The 25,581-nt window shown below is 56.8% G+C and carries 21 protein-coding genes; 11 read left to right on the forward strand and 10 right to left on the reverse strand.

Annotated features, from left to right (window positions below):
- Positions 1–10 precede the first annotated feature (10 nt).
- Both FN806_RS05890 and FN806_RS05895 read right to left on the reverse strand, forming a co-directional pair.
- Positions 11–1,582, reverse strand: a complete 1,572-nt coding sequence (locus FN806_RS05890; protein ID WP_142634946.1) for a Re/Si-specific NAD(P)(+) transhydrogenase subunit alpha — start codon at positions 1,580–1,582, stop codon at positions 11–13.
- Between the two features lie 128 nt (positions 1,583–1,710).
- Positions 1,711–2,163, reverse strand: coding sequence for a methyltransferase family protein (locus FN806_RS05895; protein ID WP_142634949.1), 453 nt, complete (start codon positions 2,161–2,163; stop codon positions 1,711–1,713).
- Between the two features lie 183 nt (positions 2,164–2,346).
- Between FN806_RS05895 and kynU the strand changes: the two genes are divergently transcribed.
- On the forward strand, positions 2,347–3,540 hold the full coding sequence (gene kynU / locus FN806_RS05900) for a kynureninase (RefSeq protein WP_142634951.1): 1,194 nt from the start codon (positions 2,347–2,349) through the stop codon (positions 3,538–3,540).
- Here kynU and FN806_RS05905 read toward each other — a convergent pair.
- On the reverse strand, positions 3,533–4,099 hold the full coding sequence (locus FN806_RS05905) for a TetR/AcrR family transcriptional regulator (RefSeq protein ID WP_246097152.1): 567 nt from the start codon (positions 4,097–4,099) through the stop codon (positions 3,533–3,535). The two genes, kynU and FN806_RS05905, sit on opposite strands and share 8 nt — an antisense overlap.
- A gap of 114 nt (positions 4,100–4,213) precedes the next feature.
- Here FN806_RS05905 and FN806_RS05910 point away from each other — a divergent pair, with 114 nt between their 5' ends.
- Both FN806_RS05910 and FN806_RS05915 read left to right on the forward strand, forming a co-directional pair.
- Positions 4,214–4,678 (forward strand): (2Fe-2S)-binding protein, encoded by a 465-nt coding sequence (locus FN806_RS05910; protein WP_142634955.1) that lies wholly within the window; start codon positions 4,214–4,216, stop codon positions 4,676–4,678.
- 3 nt (positions 4,679–4,681) lie between these two features.
- Positions 4,682–6,922, forward strand: a complete 2,241-nt coding sequence (locus tag FN806_RS05915; protein ID WP_142634957.1) for a xanthine dehydrogenase family protein molybdopterin-binding subunit — start codon at positions 4,682–4,684, stop codon at positions 6,920–6,922.
- A gap of 42 nt (positions 6,923–6,964) precedes the next feature.
- On the opposite strand, the gene FN806_RS05920 is transcribed toward FN806_RS05915, so the two are convergent.
- The 3 genes from FN806_RS05920 to FN806_RS05930 all read right to left on the reverse strand — a co-directional run bounded on the left by FN806_RS05920 (position 6,965) and on the right by FN806_RS05930 (position 10,548).
- Complete coding sequence (locus FN806_RS05920; RefSeq protein WP_142634959.1) at positions 6,965–7,744, reverse strand: gamma-glutamyl-gamma-aminobutyrate hydrolase family protein; 780 nt, start codon at positions 7,742–7,744, stop codon at positions 6,965–6,967.
- Positions 7,745–7,964: 220 nt separating this feature from the next.
- Complete coding sequence (locus tag FN806_RS05925; RefSeq protein WP_142635183.1) at positions 7,965–8,390, reverse strand: GlcG/HbpS family heme-binding protein; 426 nt, start codon at positions 8,388–8,390, stop codon at positions 7,965–7,967.
- A gap of 25 nt (positions 8,391–8,415) precedes the next feature.
- On the reverse strand, positions 8,416–10,548 hold the full coding sequence (locus tag FN806_RS05930; protein WP_142634960.1) for a malate synthase G: 2,133 nt from the start codon (positions 10,546–10,548) through the stop codon (positions 8,416–8,418).
- Positions 10,549–10,767: 219 nt separating this feature from the next.
- Here FN806_RS05930 and pepN point away from each other — a divergent pair, with 219 nt between their 5' ends.
- The 5 genes from pepN (at position 10,768) to FN806_RS05955 (ending at position 17,387) form a co-directional block, all read left to right on the forward strand.
- A complete protein-coding gene (pepN, locus tag FN806_RS05935) occupies positions 10,768–13,377 on the forward strand; it encodes an aminopeptidase N (RefSeq protein ID WP_142634962.1) in 2,610 nt (869 codons plus the stop codon).
- A complete protein-coding gene (locus FN806_RS05940) occupies positions 13,374–13,802 on the forward strand; it encodes a hypothetical protein (RefSeq protein WP_142634964.1) in 429 nt (142 codons plus the stop codon). The genes pepN and FN806_RS05940 overlap by 4 nt, the downstream gene beginning before the upstream one ends.
- A gap of 177 nt (positions 13,803–13,979) precedes the next feature.
- Positions 13,980–15,191: a hypothetical protein gene (locus FN806_RS05945; RefSeq protein ID WP_246097153.1), complete on the forward strand. Its 1,212-nt coding sequence runs from the start codon at positions 13,980–13,982 to the stop codon at positions 15,189–15,191.
- A gap of 70 nt (positions 15,192–15,261) precedes the next feature.
- A complete protein-coding gene (gene gatB / locus FN806_RS05950) occupies positions 15,262–16,773 on the forward strand; it encodes an Asp-tRNA(Asn)/Glu-tRNA(Gln) amidotransferase subunit GatB (protein ID WP_142634969.1) in 1,512 nt (503 codons plus the stop codon).
- 182 nt (positions 16,774–16,955) lie between these two features.
- Positions 16,956–17,387, forward strand: a complete 432-nt coding sequence (locus FN806_RS05955; RefSeq protein WP_142634971.1) for a DUF4177 domain-containing protein — start codon at positions 16,956–16,958, stop codon at positions 17,385–17,387.
- A 55-nt stretch (positions 17,388–17,442) separates the two neighbouring features.
- Here the strand turns inward: FN806_RS05955 and FN806_RS05960 are convergent, their stop codons facing one another.
- Together FN806_RS05960 and FN806_RS05965 are read right to left on the reverse strand one after the other, a co-directional pair.
- Entirely contained in the window at positions 17,443–18,576 is a 1,134-nt protein-coding gene (locus FN806_RS05960; RefSeq protein ID WP_142634973.1) for a glycosyltransferase family 4 protein, read from the reverse strand.
- Positions 18,577–18,787: 211 nt separating this feature from the next.
- Positions 18,788–19,042, reverse strand: a complete 255-nt coding sequence (locus FN806_RS05965; protein WP_142634975.1) for a BolA family protein — start codon at positions 19,040–19,042, stop codon at positions 18,788–18,790.
- 107 nt (positions 19,043–19,149) lie between these two features.
- On the opposite strand from FN806_RS05965, the gene FN806_RS05970 reads away from it, so the two are divergent.
- Positions 19,150–19,776 (forward strand): J domain-containing protein, encoded by a 627-nt coding sequence (locus FN806_RS05970; protein WP_142634977.1) that lies wholly within the window; start codon positions 19,150–19,152, stop codon positions 19,774–19,776.
- 5 nt (positions 19,777–19,781) lie between these two features.
- Here the strand turns inward: FN806_RS05970 and FN806_RS05975 are convergent, their stop codons facing one another.
- Positions 19,782–20,684 carry a Hint domain-containing protein gene (locus FN806_RS05975; protein WP_142634979.1) on the reverse strand — a complete coding sequence of 301 codons (903 nt, stop codon included), beginning with the start codon at positions 20,682–20,684 and terminating at the stop codon, positions 19,782–19,784.
- A gap of 618 nt (positions 20,685–21,302) precedes the next feature.
- Here FN806_RS05975 and cobS point away from each other — a divergent pair.
- Positions 21,303–22,286, forward strand: a complete 984-nt coding sequence (gene cobS / locus FN806_RS05980; protein WP_142634981.1) for a cobaltochelatase subunit CobS — start codon at positions 21,303–21,305, stop codon at positions 22,284–22,286.
- 93 nt (positions 22,287–22,379) lie between these two features.
- Here the strand turns inward: cobS and FN806_RS05985 are convergent, their stop codons facing one another.
- A complete protein-coding gene (locus FN806_RS05985; RefSeq protein WP_142634983.1) occupies positions 22,380–23,384 on the reverse strand; it encodes a hypothetical protein in 1,005 nt (334 codons plus the stop codon).
- Between the two features lie 278 nt (positions 23,385–23,662).
- Between FN806_RS05985 and cobT the strand changes: the two genes are divergently transcribed.
- Positions 23,663–25,540, forward strand: coding sequence for a cobaltochelatase subunit CobT (cobT, locus tag FN806_RS05990; protein ID WP_142634986.1), 1,878 nt, complete (start codon positions 23,663–23,665; stop codon positions 25,538–25,540).
- Positions 25,541–25,581 lie beyond the last annotated feature (41 nt).

The following is a 25,581-nucleotide window of genomic DNA, read 5'->3' on the forward strand; positions in this document are numbered from 1 at the left end:
CCCGGCCTCCTTAAGATTTCTGGAACATGGCAAGCATGCGCCGAGTTACGAGGAAGCCACCGAAGATGTTGATCCCGGCCATGAATACGGACAGAGCCGCCAGCAGAATAACCAGGAACGACCCGGATCCGATCTGCATCACTGCGCCAACGATGATGATGGACGAGATCGCGTTGGTAATCGCCATAAGCGGTGTGTGCAGGCTGTGCGCGACGCCCCAGATCACCTGGAATCCCACGAAGATCGCCAGCACAAAGACGATGAAGTGCTGCATGAAGCTGGCCGGAGCAATCAGACCGATCAACAGCATTAGCGCACCGCCGATACCCAGCAAGGTGAACTGCTGTTTGGTTTGCGCCTTGAAGGCCGCAACTTCCTGCGCCTTTTTCTCCTCCGGGGTCAGCTCCCTGACCTCAGGCTTTTTCTGAGCGGCAATCGCCTGAACTTTCGGCGGCGGTGGCGGGAAGGTGATTTCACCTTCATGCGTCACGGTTGCGCCGCGGATCACGTCGTCTTCCATGTCATGGTTGATCTGACCGTCCTTTTCAGGCGTCAGGTCTGTCATCATGTGACGGATGTTGGTTGCGTAAAGCGACGAAGACTGTGCCGCCATCCGGCTTGGGAAATCGGTATAGCCGATGATGGTCACGCCATTATCGGTCACGATCTTCTCGTCAGCAACGGTCAGCTTGCAGTTGCCGCCTTTTTCCGCCGCAAGGTCCACGATCACCGAACCCGGTTTCATCGCTTCGACCATGTCCTTGGTCCAAAGCTCGGGCGCTTCGCGGTTGGGGATCAACGCGGTGGTGATCACGATGTCCATTTCCGGAGCAAGCTCGCGGAACTTGGCCAGCTGTGCCTCGCGGAATTCATCGGACTGAACACTCGCGTAACCGCCGGTTGCCGCGCCGTCCTGCTGGTCTTCTTCGAAGTCCAGATAGACGAATTCGGCGCCCATGGATTCAACCTGCTCCGCCACTTCGGGGCGTACGTCGAACGCATAGGTGATCGCACCCAGAGAGGTCGAGGTGCCAATGGCGGCCAGACCGGCCACACCGGCACCTACGATCAGAACCTTGGCAGGCGGTACTTTACCAGCAGCCGTCACCTGACCGGTGAAGAACCGGCCAAAGTTGTTACCCGCTTCGATCACCGCGCGGTAGCCCGCTATGTTGGCCATCGACGACAGAGCGTCCATCTTCTGGGCACGACTGATACGCGGCACCATTTCCATGGCGATCACGTTGGCGCCCTTGGACTTGGCGGCCTCCATGCCCTTTTCATTCCCTGCGGGGTTGAAGAACGAGATCAATGTCTTGCCCTTGGCAAGACGCTTCAGCTCGGTTTCATTTGGCTGACGTACCTTGGCGACGATGTCGGCGGCTTTCCACAGCGCCGCCGCGGTTCCGATAACCTCGACACCCGCCTCTTTATATGTGGCGTCCGAGAACCCGGCCGCAGCGCCGGCCCCTTTCTCGATCAGGCACTCATACCCGAGCTTTTGCAGTTGACGGGCTGAATCCGGAGTCATCGCGACCCGGTTCTCACCGTCAAATGTTTCCTTTGGCGTTCCAATCTTCAACGGCGCGTCCCCCTAATTTTCGGTCAGTTCGCAAGGATAGTTGGCATTCTATCTGAAGAACCAGTTTTAACTGCGCAAGATTATTTCGCAAGCGCAGCATTGTTACGTCGTGTAAAATCCCGTCCACATCAGATCCAGCGGCGGGTTTGCCTTTCATATCTGGCGAAATCCGTGCGAAAGGCACGGCGCATACGGTTTTCTTCCGGCACAATAAACCTGCGTTCCAAAATCCAGACAAAAACAGGCATCAACACCAAGGACAGCACCGCGTCGAAACGCAGAATCAAGCCGGCCAGAATAAGTACATCGCCAACGTAGATCGGATTGCGGCTGCGCTTGAAGATACCTGTTTGAACCAGACTCGATGGAGTTTCATGCGGCAGGACAGTTGTTCGATGTCGACGAAACTCGGCAATCGCCAGCACGACAAGAACGACGCCGCCCCCGATCAGAAGGCCGCTGAGCAGGTCGGTAAACCCGCTGGCCAGCGACAGGCCGAAGGACGCATAGTTCGCCTGCAGCCAGGCGAGAACAGCAAAGGCCACCAACCAAGCGGGCGGAATGTCGAGTTTGCGCTTCATGCTTGTTCCTCTGATCCTGCGGTATGGATGTCGCATTTGTCGGGGTATGTACCGCTTTGCATCCACGAAAGCAAAACCACAGTTGGTCGCATCTGTGCATTTTCGGCCGAACGCGTAGACACGGCAGAACTGATCAGATAGCCCTTTAGTCAGACATTTGTCAGAATTCTGCACAGGACCTCCATGACTGATTTCGCTGCAACCAAAGCCATGTTCGATCTGCCGAATGGAACCATTTATCTGGACGGCAACTCGCTTGGCCCATTGCCACGTGCTGCCGCCGAGCGGGTGAGTGGAATGATGACACACGAATGGGGTCAAATGCTGATCACCGGTTGGAACAAGGCCGGGTGGATGGGGCTACCGACCGGGCTTGGCGACCGTATCGGACGGTTGATCGGTGCGGAACCGGGTACCATCGTGACCGGCGATACCCTGTCGATCAAGGTCTATCAGGCTGTTGCCTCGGCGCTGGAGCTTTGCCCCGACCGCAAGGTTGTGCTGTCTGATAACGGCAATTTCCCTTCGGACCTTTATATGGTCGACGGTCTGCTGCGTTCACTCGGATCGGAATACGAATTACGGGTGGTCGCACCCGAGGATGTTGCCGAAAACATCACCAAAGACGTCGCGGTTCTGATGCTGACCGAGGTCGATTACCGGTCTGGCCGGATCCATGACATGAAGGCGCTGACGGAACAGGCTCATGCGAACGGCACAATAACCGTTTGGGATTTGGCCCATTCCGCAGGGGCGATCCCGGTTGAGCTGTCCAGTTGCAAAGCGGATTTTGCCGTTGGCTGCAGCTATAAGTATCTGAACGGAGGCCCCGGCGCGCCGGCGTTCATCTATGTGGCGCCCCGCCATGCGGATCGCGTGCGCCCTGCATTATCCGGGTGGCTGGGCCATGAAGCCCCGTTCACGTTCGATCTGGATTACCGCCCCGGGCAGGGTATCGAGCGGATGCGTGTCGGCACACCTCCGATCATCCAGATGACCGCGCTGTCTGCGGCGATGGACATCTGGGACATGGCCAACATCAAAGACGTGCGCGCCAAGTCAATCGAACTGACCGAGCTGTTTATTTCGGGCGTCGAGGCCACCTGCCCTAACCTGAAACTGGCCAGCCCCCGCGACCCTGCGCAGCGTGGCAGTCAGGTTTCATTCCGTTTCGCCGATGGCTATGCCGCAATACAGGCCTTGATCGCGCGCGGCGTGATCGGTGATTTCCGCGCCCCGGATATCATGCGCTTTGGGTTCACCCCGCTTTATATCGATGAGCAGGATGTAAACGGAGCGGTGGACATTCTGGCCGACATCATGACCAACCGGTTATGGGACGCACCGGAATACAAAGTCAGACAGCGGGTTACCTGATTTCCAACGCTGCACCAATCATGGCGGCAAGGTTCGAGTTCATCCGGTCAAATTCTTGAAAATCCGTCGCGCTGATTTTGTTTCCCCGCAGCGCAGAGGCAATGGTCTCCGCAGTTTCTCTTGCGCCATCAAACAAACGGGCACGATCATTCGACGCTTCTTTCTGTAGCCACCCGGTATATAAAGATTGCAGCCGGGCCTCGCCCTGCGTGATGATATCCGAGGCCAGCGACTTTCCTGCATCTAACAGTTCCATCCCGTGTGGAGAGGACATGATCTGAGCCATACCATCGGTCTGCACGTGGATTGCCTGGCCGATGATCTGCGAAACCGAGCCGTCTGCCTGCAGGGCTTTCGCAACGGCTTCGATCTTCTCCTCATAGTGCAACTCGGTGAGTCTGCGCAGGATCGCCTCTTTGTTGTCGAAATACAGATACAATGCCGGGCGCGAGATCCCCACGCCCTTTGCGATTTCATCCATCGACGTCTTTTTAAAGCCGTAAGCCGCGAATGCCTTACGCGCCGAATCCAGTATGGCAAGGCACTTTGCGTCTAGCACGAAATCTCTCATCTGAACCTTTTGACACTTTTCACTCAATTTGTCAGTTGACACTCTGACACTCACACCCATTTATGTCAGAACGTCACTAAATGCCAAGAGGGAGACGCAGCTATGACGGCCAGCTTAAAGATAAATGGGACGTCATATAAGGTCGATCTACCCGAGGATGTCCCCCTTTTATGGGTTCTGCGCGACGAGATCGGACTGACCGGCACCAAGTTTGGCTGCGGGGTTGCGGCATGCGGCGCCTGTACCGTTCATATAGACGGAGAAGCCGTGCGCTCTTGCCAGGTTGCCTTGTCCGATGTCTGGGGTGACGTCACCACAATCGAAGGTCTGGGCAGCCCGGATGCGATGGCCAAGATACAGCAGGCCTGGGTTGACCATCAGGTTGCGCAATGCGGTTATTGCCAATCGGGTCAGGTCATGCAAGCCGCCGCGCTATTGGCCGAGAACCCCAGCCCCACGGATCAGGACATAGACGATGCGATGCAGGGCAATCTGTGCCGCTGCGGCACCTATCCCCGTATCCGTGCCGCGATCCATGACGCAGCCTCCAGACTGAAGGAGGCATAAGCGATGGCTTCCGTAGGAAAAATTCTTCGCCGCACGTTTCTTATCGGCTCAGCCGCCATTGTTGGCGGCGTCGCGTTTGGCGCCTATTATGTCAGCCGCCCGGCAGCCAACCCGCTGAAGCCTGGCGATGGGGAAACCGCGCTTAGCCCGTTCATCCTGATTGATCAGCAGGGCGTAACCCTGTTCGCGCCACGTGCCGAGATGGGACAGGGCGTAATGACCACTTGGGTAGCCCTGATTGCCGAAGAGCTGGACGTCGAATTGGACGATATCCGGGTCCTTCACGGGCCTGCGGCAGCCGCCTATTACAACTCGGCCATTTTGGGTGAGAGCCTGCCGAACAAGGGATATGACATCTCGAACTTCCAGCACAATCTAGCACAATCGCTAGGCGTTCTGGGCAAGGTTGTCAGCCTGCAGGTCACCGGCGGATCGACCTCGATGCGCGACGGGTTCGAACGTATGCGCGAGGCAGGGGCCACCGCCCGCGAAACACTGAAACAAGCCGCTGCTGATCGTCTGGGCGTGGGGCGTGACCAGTTGAAGACCGAAAACGGCGCCGTGATCGCGCCGGACGGGACGCGCATTCCCTATACCGAACTGGCTGAGGCCGCCGGACAGATCGAGCCCATGCAGGTCGAGCTGCGCGATCCCTCAGACTGGCGTTTGCTGGGACAGAATCTGCCACGAGTCGACATGGTTGGAAAATCCACGGGCACGGCCGAGTTTGGCATCGACGTGCGCCCCGAAGGTCTGAAATTCGCCTCGGTCCGGATGAACCCGAAACTAGGCGGTGCGATGAACGGCTTTGACGCCAGCGCTGCGGAATCCATGCCCGGCGTGGAAAAGGTGGTCGATCTGGGCAACGGCGTGGCGATTATTGCCAATAACACCTGGCTGGCCATTCAAGCGGTTGAGGCCATAGACGTCGATTGGGCCGACGCCCCATACCCGCCGGATACTGACGGTATATTCGCAAAAATTGCCGAGGCGTTTGACGACTCGCCAAATTCGACCATGCGTGACGATGGCGATGTTGAAACCTTGCCCGAAGGGGCCACCGAAATCACCGCTGAATATCAGGTACCCTATCTGGCGCATTCCACGATGGAGCCCATGAACGCCACCGCGCTGTTCACTGGTTCCAGGCTCGAGCTGTGGTGTGGCAACCAGGCGCCGACTTTCCTTCTGACCCGCGCTGCAAACACGGCGAATCTGGATAAAGAAGCGGTCGAGATTCACACCACCTATCTTGGGGGCGGATTTGGTCGTCGTGGAGAGCTGGATTTCATCGAAATCGCAACCAAAGTTGCCATGGCCATGCCCAATACTCCGGTCCAGACCACCTGGAGCCGCGAGGAGGACATGCGCCATGACTTCTACCGACCCGGTGCACTGGCGCGGATGCGTGGCGCAGTCAAAGACGGCAAGGCGGTTTTGATCGACGCCAGAGTTGCATCGCAATCCTGCACGCAACAGGCCGTGGAACGCATATCGGGCCTGCCCGGCGCTGGCCCCGACAAGGTCCTGGTCGAAGGTCTTTTTAACCAGCCCTATGCCGTGCCGAACTACCGCGTCAGCGGCCACATCGCCGATCTGGATGTACCTGTGGGGTTCTGGCGCTCTGTCGGCAACAGCCATAACGGGTTCTTCCACGAGACATTCATGGACGAGCTGGCCCTGGTCGCCGGTCGCGATCCGCTGGAATTCCGACTTGAGCTGGCCCAAACCGAGCACGCGCCCTCAGCTGCGGTCCTGCAAGCCGTCAAGGAAATGTCAGGTTGGACGGGTGAAACGCCTGCCGGTGTTGGTCGTGGCGTAGCAATGACCTACAGCTTTGGCACCCCGGTAGCGCAGGTGATCGAGGTGGTCGATGAGGACGGCACCATTCGCATCGCAAAGGCGTGGATTGCCTGCGATGTGGGTCTTGCTTTGGATCCGGGAACGGTCGAAGCGCAGATGTTCGGTGGCATGATCTATGGCCTGTCAGCAGCCGTGATGGGCGAGATCACCTTCGCCGACGGTGAGGTCGAGCAATATAACTTCCCCGACTATGACGCGCTGCGGATGCATAATGCCCCGGTGACCGAGGTCCGCATTCTGGAAACCAATCGCCATCTGGGTGGTGTGGGCGAGCCGGGGACGCCTCCGTCGATGCCAGCACTTGGCAACGCCCTGTTCGACCTTACCGGCAAGCGCGCCCGCAGCTTGCCGTTGATCAACCAATTCGATCTGCTGGTTTGATAGCAAAGCGCCGGTCCCTTCAATCAGGGCCGGCGCAGGGACTCAGGCGGTTTGTTTAACCAATCCCGATCGCACTCCTGCGGACCAGTCGCGTGCCGCATCGCCAAACGCCTCAAAGAGCGGCCGCGAGACAGGGTCATTGACCGCGTCCCATTCCGGGTGCCATTGCACCGACAGCGTGAAACCGGGCGCGTCCTGCACATAAATCGCCTCGGGCGTGCCGTCTGGTGCAGCGCCGTCAATCACAATGCGATGTCCAACCGTTTTGATCCCCTGCCCGTGCAGCGTGTTGGTCATCACCTCGGCAGCGCCCATCAACCGATGAAACACGCCCCCCTCGGTCAGGTTGACCACATGGCGTAGGGCAAATTTCTCTTCCAAGGTGCCGTCGGGGGGCATCCGATGGTTCATGCGCCCCGGCAGATCGCGGATTTCTGGATAAAGCGTTCCGCCCATGGCCACGTTGACCTCCTGAAAGCCGCGGCAGATGCCGAAAAAGGGCTGTCCTCTTTCGACACAGGCCCGCACCAAGGGTAACGTGATCGCATCGCGCGCCCGGTCGAAATCGCCATGCGCGTCGGTCGCAGGTTCGCCATATTCCTCGGGGTGAACATTGGGACGCCCCCCTGTCAGCAGGAAACCATCACAGACCTCAAGCAGTTCCTCGACACAGACATACCGCGGGTCGGCAGGGATCAGCATCGGCAAGCAACCCGAGACATTGGCCACGGCGTCCGAGTTCATCGTGCCGCCGGCATGAGTCGGATATTGATCGTTCATCAAATATGAATTGCCGATGATACCGACGACAGGTCGAGCCATTATTCTTTCCTAGTTCTTTCCGCACGTTCCGGGAAAGGTATCGACAGGGTCACAGGCGCGCAATAGCACATAGCCTGTGTGTCAGCGCAAGTCTCTGTTCACCCCTGCACAACAAGGGGCCTGATCGGACCACCGCCGAATAGGCCCTATTCGCTTTGCGCGCCGCTTGTGCCTCGTAAAGATCGGAGAGCCTTTGCCGGCTCTCCGAGTTCACCAAAGGTCAAATTTCGCCAGTCAGCCCGGCCGCTTCGATCCCGGCCATGGCAGCGATGGCGTCGTTATCCGACGTGTCGCCGGTCACACCGACTGCGCCGATTACGGCACCTTTTCGGTCACGTAGCAGAACACCACCCGGAACCGGCACGACCTGACCGCCATAAACACCGTTTACGGCGGCCATGAAATAGGCCTGCGCCTCGGCGCGTTGCATCTGGGCTGTGCCCGCCATCCCCAGCATGACCGAGCCATAGGCCTTGCCCTGCGCAATCGCAAAACGACCAGGGGCAGCACCGTCTTCACGCTCAAACGCGATGACGTGGCCACCAGCATCAAGAACGATGACCGAGAGGGGTTTCAGCCCCAACTCGCGCCCTTTTTCAAGGGCTTTGCGGATAAGGGTACGGGCTTTGCGCAAAGAAATTACCATATTCGATCCAGTCATTTCTGTTGGGTTAAAGGCTGGCTTTCATCTCCAGTCGGCGGGCGTGCAGGACAGGTTCGGTATAACCCGAAGGCTGAACACGGCCTTTGAAAACCAAATCACAGGCCGCCTGGAAGGCGATGCCGTCGAAACCGGGAGCCATTGGGCGATACGCCGGATCGCTATCATTCTGCCGATCGACCACTACGGCCATTTTCCGCATCGCGGCCATGACTTGCGCCTCATCGACAGTGCCATGATGCAGCCAGTTGGCCAAGGCCTGAGATGAAATCCGGCACGTGGCACGGTCTTCCATCAGGCCAACATCATTGATGTCCGGCACTTTCGAACAGCCAACACCTTGATCGACCCAGCGAACCACATAGCCCAGGATGCCTTGCGCGTTGTTTTCGATCTCACGCGCAATTTCATCATCGCTGAGGTTGCGGCCGCCCAGCAAAGGCACAGTCAGCAGATCATCCAGCGTACCACGTGCGCCACCGGCAGCCAATTCGTCCTGGCGCTCTAGGACGTTGACCTTATGATAATGTGTTGCGTGCAGTGTCGCGGCAGTCGGCGACGGCACCCAGGCGCAAGTTGCGCCCGATTTCGGGTGACCGATCTTGGCGTCCAGCATGTCACCCATACGGTCGGGCATCGCCCACATGCCTTTGCCAATCTGTGCCTTGCCCTTCAAGCCACATGCCAGACCGATATCAACATTGCGATCTTCATAAGACGCAATCCACGGCGTGTTCTTGATGTCGCCCTTGGGCAGCATTGGTCCTGCCTCCATCGAGGTGTGGATCTCATCCCCGGTCCGGTCCAGAAAGCCGGTGTTGATGAAGGCCACGCGCGATTTGGCGGCACGGATACATTCCTTAAGGTTCGCCGAGGTGCGGCGCTCTTCATCCATAATACCGAGCTTAACGGTATTCCGCGGCAGGCCAAGGATGTCTTCAACCATATCGAAAATTTCGACGGCAAAGGCGACCTCTTCGGGGCCGTGCATCTTGGGCTTTACCACGTAGACCGAACCAGTGACCGAGTTGCCCCCATCGCGCTGCAGGTCGTGCATCGCAATCAGAGTGGTGCACAGCGCGTCCATCAGACCTTCGCCGATCTCGCGCCCTTCGGCATCCAGAACGGCGGGGTTGGTCATCAGGTGCCCCACATTGCGGACCAGCATCAGCGACCGGCCCTTAAGAACACCAGCGCCACCGTCCGCCGCGGTAAAAGTCAGGTCATCGGACAGTTTGCGTGTAAAAGTCGTGCCGCCTTTGCAGACCTCTTCGGTCAGATCACCCTTCATCAGGCCCAGCCAGTTGCCATAGGCAACCACCTTGTCCTCGGCATCCACACAGGCGACTGAATCTTCGCAGTCCATGATCGTCGACAGCGCCGATTCAAGATGCACGTCAGCAATACCGGCCGGGTCGGTGGCGCCAATGGTGCTAGAGGTGTCAATCACGACTTTGACATGCAGACCGTTGTTCTTCAGCAGAACAAAGTCCGGGTTTTCAGCGGCACCGCCAAAACCCACAAACTGCGCTGCATCTGCCAGCGCAGGCACCAGAACCCCATTTTCAACGCGCAGTTCTGACATTTCAGCCCAAGATCCGCTGGCCAGCGGGGCGGCATCGTCCAGAAACGCTTTGGCCCAAGCAATCACGCGTGCTCCGCGCGCATTATCATAACCACCACCGACGGGAAGATCGCCCATCGCATCGGTGCCATAAAGCGCGTCATACAAGCTGCCCCAGCGCGCATTCGCAGCGTTCAGTGCAAAACGCGCATTGGTAATAGGAACCACCAGCTGAGGACCGGGAATCAACGCGATCTCGGGATCGACATTGTCGGTTTCGATCTGAAAATCCCCGCCTTCAGCCACCAAATAGCCGATCTCGCGCAGGAAATCCTGATAGGCGGCAGCATTATGCGGCTGGCCATTGTTTTCCAAATGCCAGGCATCGACGCGCCCCTGGATATCGGCCCGCTTTGCCAAAAGTGTACGGTTCTTTGGACCCAACTCGTGAACCATCTGCGCAAGCCCGTTCCAGAAGGTGTCAGCCGCAACGCCTGTTCCAGACAGAGCACGCCCTTCTATGAATTCAGTCAGAATCCCGTCGACCTTGAGTCCGCTCCGCATCTGTCTGCTGCTCATGCCACATTCCCTCGTATGTACGCCGTTGTATACAGGCCCCAATTAGGGCGGATATTTCCGATAGGCAACATGTCTTGGTCAGTTTGGGTCTTTGGTCGTCAGGCCACTTCGACATCGACAGATACTTATCGCCTATTGAGCAAGCTTACTTGCACCGCTTGCAGCCCATCGCAGCAACCCATAACGTCGCGCCTGATACCAACCCATTCGAGGCCACCGATGCGCGACGCAGCCCCCACGACGATCTATCTGAAAGACTACACTCCGTTTGGTTATCTGGTGGACAGCGTACATCTGACCTTTGATCTGGCCCCAAATGCGACCCGAGTGACTTCGCGCATCGCCTTCCGGCCCAATCCTGATGCCTTAGACCGTCAGTTTTTCCTGCATGGTGAGCAACTGAAACTGATCCGTGCTACTGTTGACGGGGTTGAGATCACTCCAGACGTTACAGAGACCGGCCTGACAGCGGTTGTCCCCGACGCGGCATTTGTCTGGGAAGCCGAGGTCGAAATCGACCCAGGCAACAACACTGCACTTGAGGGGCTCTACATTTCGAACGGCATGTATTGCACCCAATGCGAGGCCGAGGGGTTTCGCAAGATCACCTTCTATCCCGACCGGCCCGACGTGATGTCGATCTTCACCGTACGCATTAATGGCGCGTTGCCGGTTCTGCTGTCGAACGGCAACCCGACCGGCAAGGGGGATGGCTGGGCCGAATGGAATGACCCCTGGCCCAAACCCGCCTATCTGTTCGCCCTTGTCGCAGGCGACCTGATTACACATCCCGGTCAGTTCACAACCAAATCGGGCCGCGAGGTTGAACTGAACCTGTGGGTGCGCCCGGGCGATGAGGGAAAATGCGCCTTCGGTATGGAGGCGCTGAAGAAGTCGATGAAATGGGACGAGGACGTCTATGGCCGCGAATACGACCTGGATGTCTTTAACATCGTCGCCGTCGATGATTTCAACATGGGGGCGATGGAAAACAAGGGTCTGAACATTTTCAACTCGTCCGCCGTGCTGGCCAGCCCTGAGACATCCACCGATATGAATTTCGAACGGATCGAGGCGATCATCGCGCATGAGTATTTCCACAACTGGACTGGCAACCGCATCACCTGCCGCGACTGGTTTCAGCTGTGCTTGAAAGAGGGTCTGACGGTGTACCGCGATGCGCAGTTCACCTCGGACATGCGCTCGGCCCCGGTCAAACGTATCCACGATGCCATCGACCTGCGGGCGCGCCAGTTCGCCGAGGATAACGGCCCGCTTTCACATCCGGTGAGGCCAGAGAGCTTTCAGGAGATCAACAACTTCTACACCGCGACGGTCTACGAAAAAGGCGCCGAGGTGATCGGCATGCTGAAACGTCTGGTAGGTGACGAGGCCTATGCGCAGGCGCTGGAGCTGTATTTTGATCGGCACGATGGTCAGGCCTGCACCATCGAGGACTGGATCAAGGTGTTTGAAGACACCACAGATCGCGACCTGACCCAGTTCAAACGCTGGTACAGCCAGTCTGGCACCCCGCGCGTATCGGTGACCGAAGATTGGACTGATGGCATCTACACCTTGACGCTGAAACAGCGCACCGACCCGACCCCCGGACAGTCAGATAAACTGCCGCAGGTTATCCCCGTTGCGGTCGGGCTGATCGGCGCGAACGGGGATGAAACCATGCCCACAACCATTCTGGAGTTCACGCAGGAAATCCAAAGCTTTGCTTTCGAATACACAGTAGAAGGCTGGCGCTTGCAGGGTTGCGAAGGACCGGAACGCGTGTCCGGTGCCAATCCGCCCAAACCCACGGCCTCAATCCTGCGCGATTTCTCGGCCCCCGTGATTCTGGAACATGACCAGAGCAGCGCTGAGCGAGCTTTTTTGCTGGCTCATGACAGCGACCCGTTCAACCGCTGGCAAGCAGGGCGATCTTTAGCCGAAGACACGCTGATCAAGATGATCTTGACGGATGCGGCACCGGAAACGGATTACCTCGATGGCATCCTCGCCGTATTGCGCGACAGCGATCTTGACCCGTCTTATCGTGCCTTGATGCTGGGGTTGCCGTCCCAATCTGAACTTGCTGCGATGATGCATGAACAGGGTGTCACGCCCGACCCGGTGGCCATTTGGACCGCTGTTGAAACGCTGCGGCAGGTAACGGCCCAGCACGTTCAGGATCTGCTGCCCCGCCTGCACAGCGAAACCAGCATCGAAGCCGCCTTTAGCCCGGACGCAGAACAAGCCGGCCAGCGGGCTCTGGGTGGGGCCGCACTGGCGTTGACCTCACGGCTGGACGGGGGTGCAAAAGCGGCCGAGGATTATCAGCGCGCCGATAACATGACCCTTCAGCTTTCGGCTTTGTCCTGCCTGTTGCGTGCGGGCAAAGGGGAACAGGAACTGAACGCGTTTTATGACCGGTGGCAAGATGACCGGCTGGTGATGGACAAATGGTTCGGCCTGCAGGTGGCGATGTCAGCCCCGGCAGAGACTGCAGATATCGTAAGCCACCTGACCGGGCATCCGGATTTCAACTGGAAGAACCCGAACCGTTTCCGGGCTGTTCTAGGGGCATTGGCGACGAATCACGCCGGTTTCCACCGTGCTGATGGAGCTGGTTATTCTCTGCTGGCGGACTGGCTGATCAAACTGGATCCGGTCAATCCGCAGACCACGGCGCGGATGTGTTCGGCATTCCAGACGTGGAAGCGGTATGACGCAGATCGCCAGGCCCTTATCCGCAACCAGCTGACCCGCATCGCCGAAACGCCAGACCTTTCACGGGACACGACCGAAATGGTGACGCGCATCCTGAACGCATGACCCCCTATTCCTATACACGGCATAACAGGTCACCGCAGGTCATCGCCATTCTGCTGTCGGTCTATTCCGCGCTGGCGGTGTTGTTCATCGCCTTTGATGCCGTCTGGTGGCTGATTGGCCTGCTGGCCCTGTTCACCCTGCCCGCATTATGGGACTTTGCACAAAACACCCGTTCGGGGCTCCGGCTGGATCAGGATGGGCTGCGGTGGTTCTCGGGGCGGCGCGAGGCTGGCGTAAGATTGAGCGAAATCGACCATGTGCGTCTGGATACACGCTGGGATTTCTCGGTGCGCATGTCGCTGGTGCTGACCTCGGAAAAGCGGATTCGCCTGCCCGATGAGTCGACCCCTCCGCATAAGGAACTCGAGTCCCGCCTGAAAGAGGCTGGTCTAAAGGTTGAACGGCATCATTTCGGCCCATTTTGAAACGATCCCGAGCCTCAGGGCGCATTGACCGGAACAAAGCGACAATAAGACGGTTGTAGCTTGAATTTGAGCCAAATAGAGGCCAGTCTTTAAAGCTAGGTTACGATTTTTTTTGTTTCGAGTGTAAGCATGTTCCGGTTTCTGATGGCCCAAAAGGCCCGCGTTCCACATCCATCCTTGAAAATTGCGTCAGATTTCGACGCCGCCGATGCAGTGCTGGCCGCTGCTCTGCCAGATCAGGGTTCGGTAAATATCCCCGTCGCAAATGTCTCGGCCGATGAACTGATCGGTCAGGACGTCATCGAACTTGGCCGCGATCTGGCCCGTCAGGATCGGTGGGCAGACCTTTCTGCAAAGATGCGTGCCGCCGATGACGCACGCGAAACTGCGCCCGATGGGATGCCAATCGCGGATTTGCTGGCATTCGGCGCTCGGTCCGATGTGGTGCTGGCGGTCGAACACGCTCTGTCCGATTATCGGGCATTGTCAGACTATGATCTTCTTGGCGGAATTTCTGAGCTAGAGGATGAAATGCGGGCGCATGAGGATGATCCGATGATCGCCCTTGTTGTGGCTATGGCGCATATTGACCTGGCCTGGGCGTGGCGTGGCACTGCGACAAACGCAGTTCTTCCCCCCTTACACCGGTCTCGCTGCACCGCCCATTTCGACCGCGCGGCCGATATCCTGCCAAAATGCCGCGAAGCCGCGCCCAACAATGCGCTGGTTGCGGCTGTTGGCTGTGCTCTGCTGGCAGGTCAGCGCAAGTCCAATCTGCGCGTGGCTGATCAGTATGAACAGTTGATTACGTTGGACCCGCATAACCAACGCCATATGCGTGCAATGGGCACTCATCTGCTGCCACGCTGGTTCGGCAGCTATGAAGAGCTTGAGGTTCAGGCCCTGCGCAATGCAGCCCGTACCCATGACCTTTGGGGCGCCGGTGGCTACACGTGGGTCCAGTTTGATGCCATCGCCCTGGACGACGAAGCCTGCGCACGGCTGGATATCGAATATTTCCTGCAGGGTTTGCACGATATTCTGCGCAACCGCCCCGATCAGCAGATGGTCAATATGCTGGCTGCCTATTGTGCGATAACCATCCAGAACGGCCTTGGGGGGAATGAAAAGGCCGACGCGGTGCGCGCTCAGATCCACGACGCGGCCAACTGGCTGATCCGTGATCACCTGACCGAACTGCATCCGCTGATCTGGGCCCATGCGGCACAAGGGTTCAATAACTCGGTCCGCATCAACTCGCCCGAACGGTTTGCAGCCCGCGGGCACCGCGATGCGTTGCGGGCAATCGGTGACCTGTTTCGCGAGGAACTGCGCAGCGGCATGGATGTGACCTTTACTCCGACAGGGTTGCACCTGTCCGGACACTGATTCCCCCTTGCCCCTTTGGCGCGCCGGGCCTAATACGCAGGCTTAGACTTCTGCGGAAATGAGGCGCGCCATGCTCGACCTGACATACGAAATGCCTAAGCCCAAAACCATTGCCGGGGCCAAGCACGATTGGGAACTGGTAATCGGGATGGAGGTGCATGCGCAGGTCTCGTCCAATGCCAAGCTGTTCTCTGGCGCGTCGACCCAATTCGGGGCCGAGCCGAACTCGAACGTGGCCTTTGTGGACGCGGCAATGCCGGGGATGCTGCCGGTGATCAACGAATATTGCGTCGAACAGGCCGTGCGCACTGGGTTGGGCCTGAAAGCCGATATCAACCTGAAATCGGCTTTTGACCGCAAGAATTATTTCTACCCCGACCTTCCGCAGGGTTATCAGATTTCCCAGCTTTATCAGCCTATTGTCGGCGAAGGTGAAGTTTTGGTCGAGATGGGCGACGGCACCGCGCGCATGGTGCGGATCGAACGCATCCACATGGAACAGGACGCGGGCAAGTCGATCCACGACATGGACCCGCATATGTCCTTCGTCGACCTGAACCGAACCGGTGTTTGCCTGATGGAGATCGTCAGCCGCCCCGACATTCGCGGCCCGGAAGAGGCCGCCGCCTATATCGCCAAGTTGCGTCAGATCCTGCGCTATCTGGGCACCTGTGATGGCAACATGCAGAACGGCAATTTGCGGGCAGACGTGAACGTCTCGATCTGTTTGCCGGGGGCCTATGAAAAGTATCAGGAAACACAGGATTTCTCGCATCTGGGCACCCGTTGTGAGATCAAGAACATGAACTCGATGCGCTTCATCCAGCAAGCCATTGAGGTCGAGGCCCGCCGCCAGATCGCCATCGTCGAAGGTGGTGGCAAGGTCGATCAGGAAACCCGCCTGTATGACCCGGACAAGGGCGAAACCCGCTCGATGCGGTCCAAGGAAGAAGCGCATGATTATCGCTATTTCCCTGACCCTGACCTGCTGCCGCTAGAGATCGAGCAGGCCTGGGTTGACGACATCGCCGCCAACCTGCCCGAGCTGCCTGACGATAAAAAAGCGCGTTTTATCAGCACGTTCGGACTGACGGACTATGACGCATCGGTGCTGACTGCTGATGTTGAATCGGCTGCCTATTTCGAAGAGGTCGCGCAGGGTCGCAATGGCAAACTGGCTGCAAACTGGGTCATTAACGAACTGTTTGGCCGCCTGAAAAAGGAAGATCACGAGATCACCGACTCGCCGGTTTCACCTGCACAGCTTGGCGGCATCATCGACCTGATTTCCTCGGACGCGATCTCGGGCAAGATCGCCAAGGACCTGTTCGAAATCGTCTATACCGAAGGCGGAGATCCGGCGCAGATCGTCGAAGACCGCGGCATGAAGCAGGTGACGGACACGGGCGCGATCGAGGCCGCTTTGGACGAGATCATAGACGCCAATCCGGCACAGGTCGAGAAGGCCAAGGTAAACCCGAAACTGGCCGGCTGGTTCGTTGGTCAGGTGATGAAGGCGACTGGTGGCAAGGCAAATCCCAAGGCCGTCAACGAGCTGATTGCCAAGAAACTGGGATCGTAGATCTTTCGGTTTTGCTGATTTCGGCGGCGGGACTTTAGCCTTTGCGCAAAGTCCCGCCGCTTGTCATTTGTGGCACCAGGCCCGCACCAGCAGATGTGCCGGAATTCGCCCGCCGCGCTATGATGACTTTCCCATTGTGATCAACCTGCTAGATTACTCGGAACTTACAGGTAGGAATTCCGATGCCCCGCTACGAATACAAAGTTGTCCCTTCCCCCCAAAAGTCTGCCAAGACCAAGGGTGAAAAGTCAGCCGAGGGACGTTTCGCTGCTTCTATTGAACAAGCGCTAAACCAGATGGGGCAGGATGGCTGGGAATATCAACGCGCCGAGTTGTTGCCCAGCGAGGAACGCTCCGGCCTGACTGGCAGCACCGTGAACTGGCGCAATGTGCTGATATTTCGCCGTGAAATTGATGTGCCTGTTGCCCCGACACCTAGCCCGACCGAAACGAAGGATGGCGTTGCTCTTGCTCAACCTGTTCCTGGACCCGATACCGTTCAGGCCCCGGCCCCCATTGCGGAACAGGCCAAAGAGCCGCCTTTGTCGCTGAAAGGTGCTGAAACAGAAAAATCGGAAGACGAAACTGCAGAGATTGAAGGTCAAAAAACCTGATTGCCCTAACCGGGTCTGTAAAAAAAAATGGCTGTCAGGAGTTGCGTTTTGAATCTCAGCTCGTGACGTCGCGAATTAGCGTGTCCCATTGGGCAAAGACCTGATCTGGGGACAGATCGGCCTTTAGCGTAGGTGACACCTTGGACATCTGCGCCCTGAGGTCGGGTTCATGGATCAGCTTCAGCACTGCCTGTTCCAAACCACTGACATCGTTGACGGGAACCAGATATCCGTTCCGTCCGTTTTGAATAAACTCTGACGGACCGTAATCGCAATCGAAAGACACGACCGGTATCCCGCTGACCGCCGCCTCAGCGACGACATTGTGAAACCCTTCGAACCGCGAGGTCGCTACCAGAATGTCCGCGCGCTGCGCCCATTCCCCGACCTCGATCGTATTGCCCGGCAGCCGAGCAACCGACTGTAGCCCCAGATCATCGCGCAGTTTCTGCAGATTTTCCCGCTCGCTGCCCTCACCATAGATAATCAGCCTGGTATCTGGAGCTTGGGAATGAATGCGCTGCATCGCCTGCAGCAGCATGTCGAACCCCTTTTGCCGAACGAGGCGGCCAACCGCGACCAATTGCACACCCCGCCTCGTGCCAGAGGATTCAACTCGCTCAAAGGGGAGGATCGGGTTCGGAATAACCATCCCCTTCTTACGCAAAGTGAAGGGAAGATCCGCCAATCCGCGATGTGTCAGCCCGACAACCTTTGCTGCCTTTATCCCCGCAATCCCCTGAAGCGGTGCCCAAAGGGGATGTGCGTCCTGTCGCAGCGGATTATTGCGTTCAGAAATGATAACGGGAATCCCGGTTCCAACGCTGGCCAGAAGAGTCTGAACATTCACCTTGGTCAGGAATGAGATTACAACGTCCGGTCGAAATTTCTTTATGACAGAGCGGATATGCGCAATACGTGACGCCTGTCCCGTCACCTTTTCTGCAACGCTGAGTTCAACATTGAGATGCATCGGGAAATAGGGACCATCGGTCGGCATCTGAAAACCGGTAACGTGAACAGCACAACCGCGCCGGGCAAAATGCCCTGAAAGCATGGCTATTACTTTCTCTGCCCCCCCAGGCCCAAATCCAGCCTGCACAAAAAGAACTCTCAAAACCAAATACCTGAAAAACATCCCGTCAATTGAGGGTAGATTAGGGCCCGCGTTCGAGCAACTGTTATGCATGGAATGTTTTCACATTCAGACTGAATTTCCTGATTTGTTGCCATCACTGCAAGAAACCGGTCGAAATCACCAAAACACCGAAAAATTACCGGCCGGCTTTCACCTATCCAACCCGCGACCCTGTGCCAATCTCTGAACGATCACGGCAAAACCCGCGAATTGTCTTCGCTGCAGGAGTGCGACCGTTCCGGGCCGCGTTACAAAAGCCTGCCTAAACACCGATATCCAATGCCAAAGCATGGATCCGCGGCACGATATCTCCAAGCGCTTTGTGCACTGCGCGGTGGCGGGCAACGCGAGATTGCCCCTCGAATGCAGCCGCGCGGATTCGGATGTTGAAATGGCTTTCACCACCTTCTTGGAATCCGGCATGCCCGCGGTGGCTTTCGCTGTCGTCAACGATTTCAAGCTCATGTGGATCAAACGCCGATTGCAGGCGGCTTCGCATTTCTTCGGTCACGGTCATTTTTACGCTCAGCGGCAAAAATATTACCGCCCCCCTCTTCTACTTTCGGCTGCTTAGACTAAACTGCTGCCTCCGAGTCGAGAAGATGCGTTCTTAAGGATCATAGCATGACGAAATCAGACCCATTTGGATTCGATATGTCCGTCTCCAGCGCGAAGAAAAAAAACCCGCGTGGACGGCGTGGTATGTCTGGCGCGTCTGAAACTTCGGTGCGAATCTGTGACCATGAGGGCTGTGAAGAGCCTGGTAAATTTCGGGCCCCGAAAGCACCGGATGTTTTGGATGATTTCTTCTGGTTCTGCCAGCAGCATGTGCGCGAGTATAACCAGAAATGGAATTTCTTCGACGGCACGACCGAGGCCGAAATGAATGCTCAACAGTCTAAGGACAAAGTCTGGGAGCGTGAAACCAAACCCATGGGCGATCCCGAGGCACGTGCCTGGGCCCGTTTGGGAATCGAAGACCCGCACCAGGTGCTGGGCGCGAACAGTACCCAGAACAAAGGGCGCACTACAGGCGGAGGCGGCCGCCGCCTGCCCCCAACCGAACGTCGCGCTATCGAGATTCTGGAAGCCAATGACAGCTGGTCCAAGGCCGAAATCCGAAAGACCTATAAAAAGCTGATCAAGGTGTTGCACCCCGATATGAACGGCGGCGACCGTTCTCAGGAAGAGCAGTTGCAAGAGGTTGTCTGGGCGTGGGATCAGATCAAGGACAGCCGGAATTTTAGGTAGTGGGTTCAGTGCGCGAACGTATCGCGTAACGCAGCAGCTTCGGGGCGTTTTAGGCAACGTACGCGCGTTTGCTCAAAAGCGGGTGCCGCGTTTCGCAGTTCGGGAAATAGCTCACGGAGTTCCTCGGCATCTTCCCGATCGAAGGACATCACCGCCATTTCACCTAAAAACAAACTTTCAGTTGGCAAACCATTCGACAACAGTATCGCGTGGCGACAGCAAGCAATATGGTAGTATGTAACGGGATCATAAGTATTTACTTGGCGAATTGTATGATCGTTAACGAGATGAACTGCCGCGGCGAAAACTTTTGGCTCTCCAAACAGCAACTCTGCGCGCCAACCCTCCACGACAATCCTATGTTGTGGAGAAACGTACAAATCTCGGTCAGGCAGTCCTTTTCCGAATGCACCTTTCTGAATGCAAACCGGACGTAACTGGGGGTTTCGCTTCAAAGCTTCTGCCTGCAGGGTCTTCTCTCCGATCCACTCGATGCGTAGCAGTTCACCACTGGAAGCACGCACTTTGTCACCAACAGCGAGTTCCTCAACAGCGCGACAGCCACTTTCAGTTTCAATCAATGTCCCTTTCACGAAACACGGCACCGTTCCAGCGGGCAACCTAACGGTTACCCCAATCGAGGCATTGTTGCCATTTCCAGGCCCGCTGGAGGCTCTGACGATCAAACTCAGAGTTGTATTTGGGGGAACAATAACCCCCGGCTGCAGGTCCACTGTTAGTAAACCAGCACTGGAAATCGTAACCGAGTAATCTGAAGGGGAAAGAAGTCCGTCATCTGTTACAGATACAAACCAAGACGCTGGCTTGCTGGAGTTGTAGTCCACAGAAAATGTGTCCGTGTTCGGAGGAAAGAAAATCCTCGTTGGACCGGTAATTACTAAAGCCATGGCAACCTTTTACTTATTACTTAAACTAAGTCCAAAATAGTGTACCACCTCCACAACACATTTCAATATCTGCACGTGACGAGCCGCAAGTTGTGACGATTTCTTGTGGCATTTGCCCGAGGTCACTTTCCCGTTCGCCGAAAGTGTTGCCCTGCCTAGTTTCTACACGTCCTTAGGATGACGCTGAATCCAGAAACTGCCATCTCGACGTCTGGTATTGCCAACTGACAGTTCTGGCTCGCGACTAGCAAAGAAATCTGCTGTGTACTTGAGCAACTTGCAAAAAGCCCCATGAGACCATTTTTCATATGTCTGATAAGGTCATTTTCAACATTTGGATTATTGAATACTTACCTGCATACAGCATTTCCGACACATGGATCGGCATGTGCGTCCGAACAGGCCGCAGTGCCTTTGTTGACAAACGCGGCTTGACCTGCACCTGGTACGCGTCGCGACCAAGGATCGCCCGCGCGTCAATAGGGCCAGTTTGAAAGAAAAACCTGCTCACCTTTCCAAGGGGGCCGCTTTCCCTTGCCCTTATCTGCAATATGTTGCACCACACACGGGTTCAGAAGCCCGCGCGGGGGCCGCGGTATCAGGATAAGGACGACAGGCATGGATTGGCCGATTGACGCAAACGCAAAACCAACAGAAGAGATTTCGGTCCGAGATGTGTTCGGCATCGATTCTGGCATGCAGGTCAAACGCTTTTACGAACAGACAGAACGGGTTCCCGAGATCGACCCGACATATAAGTTCGACCCAGATACGACGCTGGCAATCCTCGCAGGGTTTACCCATAACCGCCGCGTGATGATTCAGGGTTATCACGGCACCGGTAAATCGACCCATATCGAGCAGGTCGCTGCGCGACTGAACTGGCCGGCCGTGCGCGTCAATCTGGACAGCCATATCAGCCGGATCGACCTCATCGGCAAGGATGCGATCAAGCTGCGTGATGGCAAACAGGTCACGGATTTCCACGAAGGAATTCTGCCCTGGGCTCTGCGTAACCCTGTTGCTATCGTCTTTGACGAATACGATGCCGGGCGCGCAGACGTGATGTTTGTGATCCAGCGCGTTCTGGAAACCAATGGCAGCCTGACCCTGCTGGACCAGAACGAGATTCTGACCCCGCACAAGTATTTCCGCCTGTTTGCCACCGCCAATACTGTTGGCCTGGGTGACACAACCGGCCTGTATCACGGCACACAACAGATCAACCAAGCCCAGATGGACCGTTGGTCTCTGGTCGCGACGCTGAACTACCTTAGCCATGACGCAGAAACGATGATCGTTCTGTCCAAAGCGCCGCACTACAACACGGCCGAGGGCCGCAAGATCGTCGCTCAGATGGTCACCGTTGCCGATCTGACTCGGACTGCATTCATGAACGGTGATCTTTCGACCGTGATGAGCCCCCGAACGGTAATCAACTGGGCGCAAAACGCCGAGATTTTCCGCAATGTCGGCTATGCTTTCCGCCTATCCTTTCTGAACAAATGCGACGAGCTGGAGCGCCAGACAGTAGCCGAGTTCTATCAGCGGTGTTTTGACGAGGAACTCCCGGAAAGCGCTGCAAGCACCAGCTTGGGATAACAAAATATACGGAATTTCCGGGGGCTTGTGCGTGGCACAGGCTTTCGGAAGCTCTTGCAGGGCCACATCATCAAAAGCTACGAAAGTTAGCTTTTATGCATTATTGGCCAAATGTGCCTGTGCAACTTCTTGAGCCGCATCTGGAGCCAACAATCCATCGTCGTCAAGTTTCCAGATTCCAATGTGATTGTCACAGAATTCGCGAAGATGACCGCGTTTACTGACGTCTTCCGCCAATTTGGTTAAACTATCCGCCGCCTCTGTGAAGTTATGCATGGCATAATCATCAAAGTCCTGGGTTTTCCACGGCCGATCATCGCCGAAATGAAACGTCAGACTGACATTCTTGAGCATCAGCATTCGTTTCGAGTGCGCAGCGAGGTTGAATAGCATTGGTTGTATGACCCCAGACATCCCGAGGCAGGAATCTGTGCGGACAAATTGGTCGAAAACTTCTTTGGAAAAAACAAAGCAGTCGAAACCCGGATGCTGCATACCAACCTCGCCCATAGACAGGGGGTCATGGGAAAACCCATGCGCATCGCCAAATGTCCGACGATTGATCGTGATGGCATCGAAACCACCCGCAATAAGCTGACGTACCGCGCCATAAAAATAGGGCTGAAGACAAATATCTGCATTAGTGTAGATTACAAAATCTCCGGGTTTAGCAACGGATGCACCCTTTTCCAGAACATCAAACAAAAGTGGCAAAGGCCGAGGAATTCGAAACGTTCCGACATCCAGAACCGTGCGTTCCAGTTTTGTCGCAACTTGCATGCCGTAATGGGCCTGAATCAGATCTTCGTCCCCATGCACCGGAACCTGCACCAATGTTGTTTCACCTTCACCAGCCAACGGATCTGATTTGGCAGTCACCATGCTATCCAACGTAGCGCGCTGGACATCATTCATCGCTCCGTCGACAGAAAAGAAATTGACGATATGCACCAGGTTGATTGGGTCAGGATCTTTGTATTTGGGATCGAAAACGTGAACTATCTCACTCAGCGGCGTTGAGGGTGACTGACAGAAAACATTCTCGGCTAGCCAGCCCGAGGGCTGTAATTCTATGGTCTGTCTTTTGATCCCGAACAATTTTCGAAATTGTCTTCTGAGTCCCATTAAACCGTCCCAAACAAATAACTATATCACGCGTTCGTGTACCGTTCGTTTTGCATTGTACTGACGGAAAAGTCACCCCCAGTTAGAATCACAGGCCACGCAGAAGCCGGGCGTTGCCTCTTTTCTACAGGTCTGGCGTTTTTGCAATTCGGGCGTGCCGCTGATTACCCGGAAAACAAGGCCGACCCTATGGTCAAGACCTATGATTGGCTCTAGGTTGCCCGAGTAGAACAAGACCGGACCTGCCACCGATGAGCAAACCCAAAGACAACCCCGCTGATCCGTTCAAGAAAGCTCTGGCCGAAGCCACCAAAGTGATGGCCGACGATCCGGAACTTACGGTGAGCTATACGGTCGACCCGTCGGGCCTGTCGGGTGAGTCGATGCGGTTGCCTCAGGTCTCGCGGCGCATGACGCGGGAAGAGGTTCTGTTGGCGCGCGGGACCGCGGATGCTTTGGCTTTGCAGCGACGCTATCACGATGATGCTACTCATAATCGCTATGCGCCTCCAGGTGACATGGCCCGCGATCTGTACGAGGCGATGGAGGTTGCCCGGTGCGAAGCGATGGGTGCGCGGGACATGCCAGGCACTGCGTCCAACATCGACGTCAAGATCGGGCACGAAGCGATCCGGCGTGGGTATGATCAATGCAAACAGCCAGCTGACGCGCCTCTTTCGGTGGCCGCCGGCTATCTGATCCGGCATCTGGCCACTGGTCGCGACCTGCCGCCTGCGGCTGACAATGTCATGAACCTGTGGCGCGGGTTTATCGAAGATCAGGCAGGGGGCGTACTGGAGAACCTTGACGAGGTGCTTTCGGACCAGGCCGAATTCGCCAAGTTTGCACGCCAGATGATCAAGGATCTGGGCTATGGCGATCAGCTGGGCGATGACCCGGATGAGCTGGACGAAGATCAGGAAGATCAGGCCGAAGACGACGCCGAAGAACAACCCGACCCCGACAGCACTGGTCAGGATGATCAGGACGAACAGGACGCGGATGCGACCCCTGAGCAGTCACAGGAAGAACAGCAGGATCAGTCTCAGGCCCAAGTCTCCATGGATGAGATGGCCGAGGATGAAATGGGAGAAGAGGCCGAGATGCCCGAGGGCGAGGCCCCGCTGGAGCCGCCTGCCCCTCCGCCTGCATCCGATGCTGATCCCGACTATAAGGTCTACCTGAGCACCCATGACGAAGAGATCGCCGCCGAGGATCTGGCGGAGCCCGCTGAGCTGGAACGCCTTCGGGCCTATCTGGATCAACAGCTAGAACCGCTGAAAGGTGCCGTCAGCCGTTTGGCCAACAAATTGCAGCGCCGGTTGCAGGCGCAACAGAACCGCAGCTGGGAGTTCGACCGCGAAGAAGGCATTCTGGACGCGGGCCGTCTGGCGCGTGTTGTTGCAAGCCCAACCACACCGCTGAGCTTTAAGGTCGAGAAGGATACTGAGTTCCGCGATACGGTGGTGACGCTGCTGTTGGATAATTCGGGCTCGATGCGCGGGCGACCTATTTCGATCGCGGCGATCTGCGCGGATGTTCTGGCACGCACGCTGGAACGCTGCAACGTCAAGGTCGAGATTCTGGGCTTTACCACGCGAGCGTGGAAAGGCGGGCTGGCGCGCGAGGCCTGGCTGAACGATGGCCGCCCACAGCAGCCCGGTCGTCTGAACGATCTGCGCCATATCATCTACAAAGGCGCGGATGCCCCGTGGCGACGCGCCCGACCCAATCTGGGGCTGATGATGAAAGAAGGTCTGCTGAAGGAAAATATCGACGGCGAGGCGCTGGAATGGGCGCATCGCCGGATGACGGCACGGCGCGAGCAGCGCAAGATTTTGATGGTAATCTCGGACGGGGCGCCGGTCGATGATTCAACGCTCAGCGTGAACCCAGCAAACTATCTGGAAAAGCACCTGCGCGATGTGATCGGGATGGTCGAAAAGCGCAAGATGGTGGAATTGCTTGCCATCGGCATCGGCCATGACGTGACCCGGTATTACGACCGCGCCGTGACCATCACGGATGTCGAGCAACTGGCCGGAGCCATGACCGAGCAACTGGCCGCTCTGTTTGACAGTGATCCGCGCGCACGAGCGCGGGTGATGGGAATGAAGAGAGTAGGCTGAATCGCCTTTTCCATAACATGGCGTCGCGCGCTCCAAACTGA

The organism is Ruegeria faecimaris (assembly GCF_900182615.1).
Classification (GTDB): Bacteria; Pseudomonadota; Alphaproteobacteria; order Rhodobacterales; family Rhodobacteraceae; genus Ruegeria; species Ruegeria faecimaris.

Excerpts from the sequence above, each read along its gene's own strand:
- kynU (WP_142634951.1), top strand. The coding sequence starts at position 2,347 with ATGACTGATTTCGCTGCAACCAAAGCCATGTTCGATCTGCCGAATGGA.
- FN806_RS05955 (WP_142634971.1), top strand. The coding sequence starts at position 16,956 with ATGCCCCGCTACGAATACAAAGTTGTCCCTTCCCCCCAAAAGTCTGCC.
- FN806_RS05975 (WP_142634979.1), bottom strand. The coding sequence starts at position 20,684 with ATGGCTTTAGTAATTACCGGTCCAACGAGGATTTTCTTTCCTCCGAAC.
- FN806_RS05940 (WP_142634964.1), top strand. The coding sequence starts at position 13,374 with ATGACCCCCTATTCCTATACACGGCATAACAGGTCACCGCAGGTCATC.
- gatB (WP_142634969.1), top strand. The coding sequence starts at position 15,262 with ATGCTCGACCTGACATACGAAATGCCTAAGCCCAAAACCATTGCCGGG.
- FN806_RS05930 (WP_142634960.1), bottom strand. The coding sequence starts at position 10,548 with ATGAGCAGCAGACAGATGCGGAGCGGACTCAAGGTCGACGGGATTCTG.
- FN806_RS05960 (WP_142634973.1), bottom strand. The coding sequence starts at position 18,576 with ATGCATAACAGTTGCTCGAACGCGGGCCCTAATCTACCCTCAATTGAC.
- FN806_RS05965 (WP_142634975.1), bottom strand. The coding sequence starts at position 19,042 with ATGACCGTGACCGAAGAAATGCGAAGCCGCCTGCAATCGGCGTTTGAT.
- FN806_RS05915 (WP_142634957.1), top strand. The coding sequence starts at position 4,682 with ATGGCTTCCGTAGGAAAAATTCTTCGCCGCACGTTTCTTATCGGCTCA.
- FN806_RS05925 (WP_142635183.1), bottom strand. The coding sequence starts at position 8,390 with ATGGTAATTTCTTTGCGCAAAGCCCGTACCCTTATCCGCAAAGCCCTT.
- FN806_RS05920 (WP_142634959.1), bottom strand. The coding sequence starts at position 7,744 with ATGGCTCGACCTGTCGTCGGTATCATCGGCAATTCATATTTGATGAAC.
- FN806_RS05970 (WP_142634977.1), top strand. The coding sequence starts at position 19,150 with ATGACGAAATCAGACCCATTTGGATTCGATATGTCCGTCTCCAGCGCG.
- pepN (WP_142634962.1), top strand. The coding sequence starts at position 10,768 with ATGCGCGACGCAGCCCCCACGACGATCTATCTGAAAGACTACACTCCG.
- cobS (WP_142634981.1), top strand. The coding sequence starts at position 21,303 with ATGGATTGGCCGATTGACGCAAACGCAAAACCAACAGAAGAGATTTCG.
- FN806_RS05895 (WP_142634949.1), bottom strand. The coding sequence starts at position 2,163 with ATGAAGCGCAAACTCGACATTCCGCCCGCTTGGTTGGTGGCCTTTGCT.
- cobT (WP_142634986.1), top strand. The coding sequence starts at position 23,663 with ATGAGCAAACCCAAAGACAACCCCGCTGATCCGTTCAAGAAAGCTCTG.
- FN806_RS05910 (WP_142634955.1), top strand. The coding sequence starts at position 4,214 with ATGACGGCCAGCTTAAAGATAAATGGGACGTCATATAAGGTCGATCTA.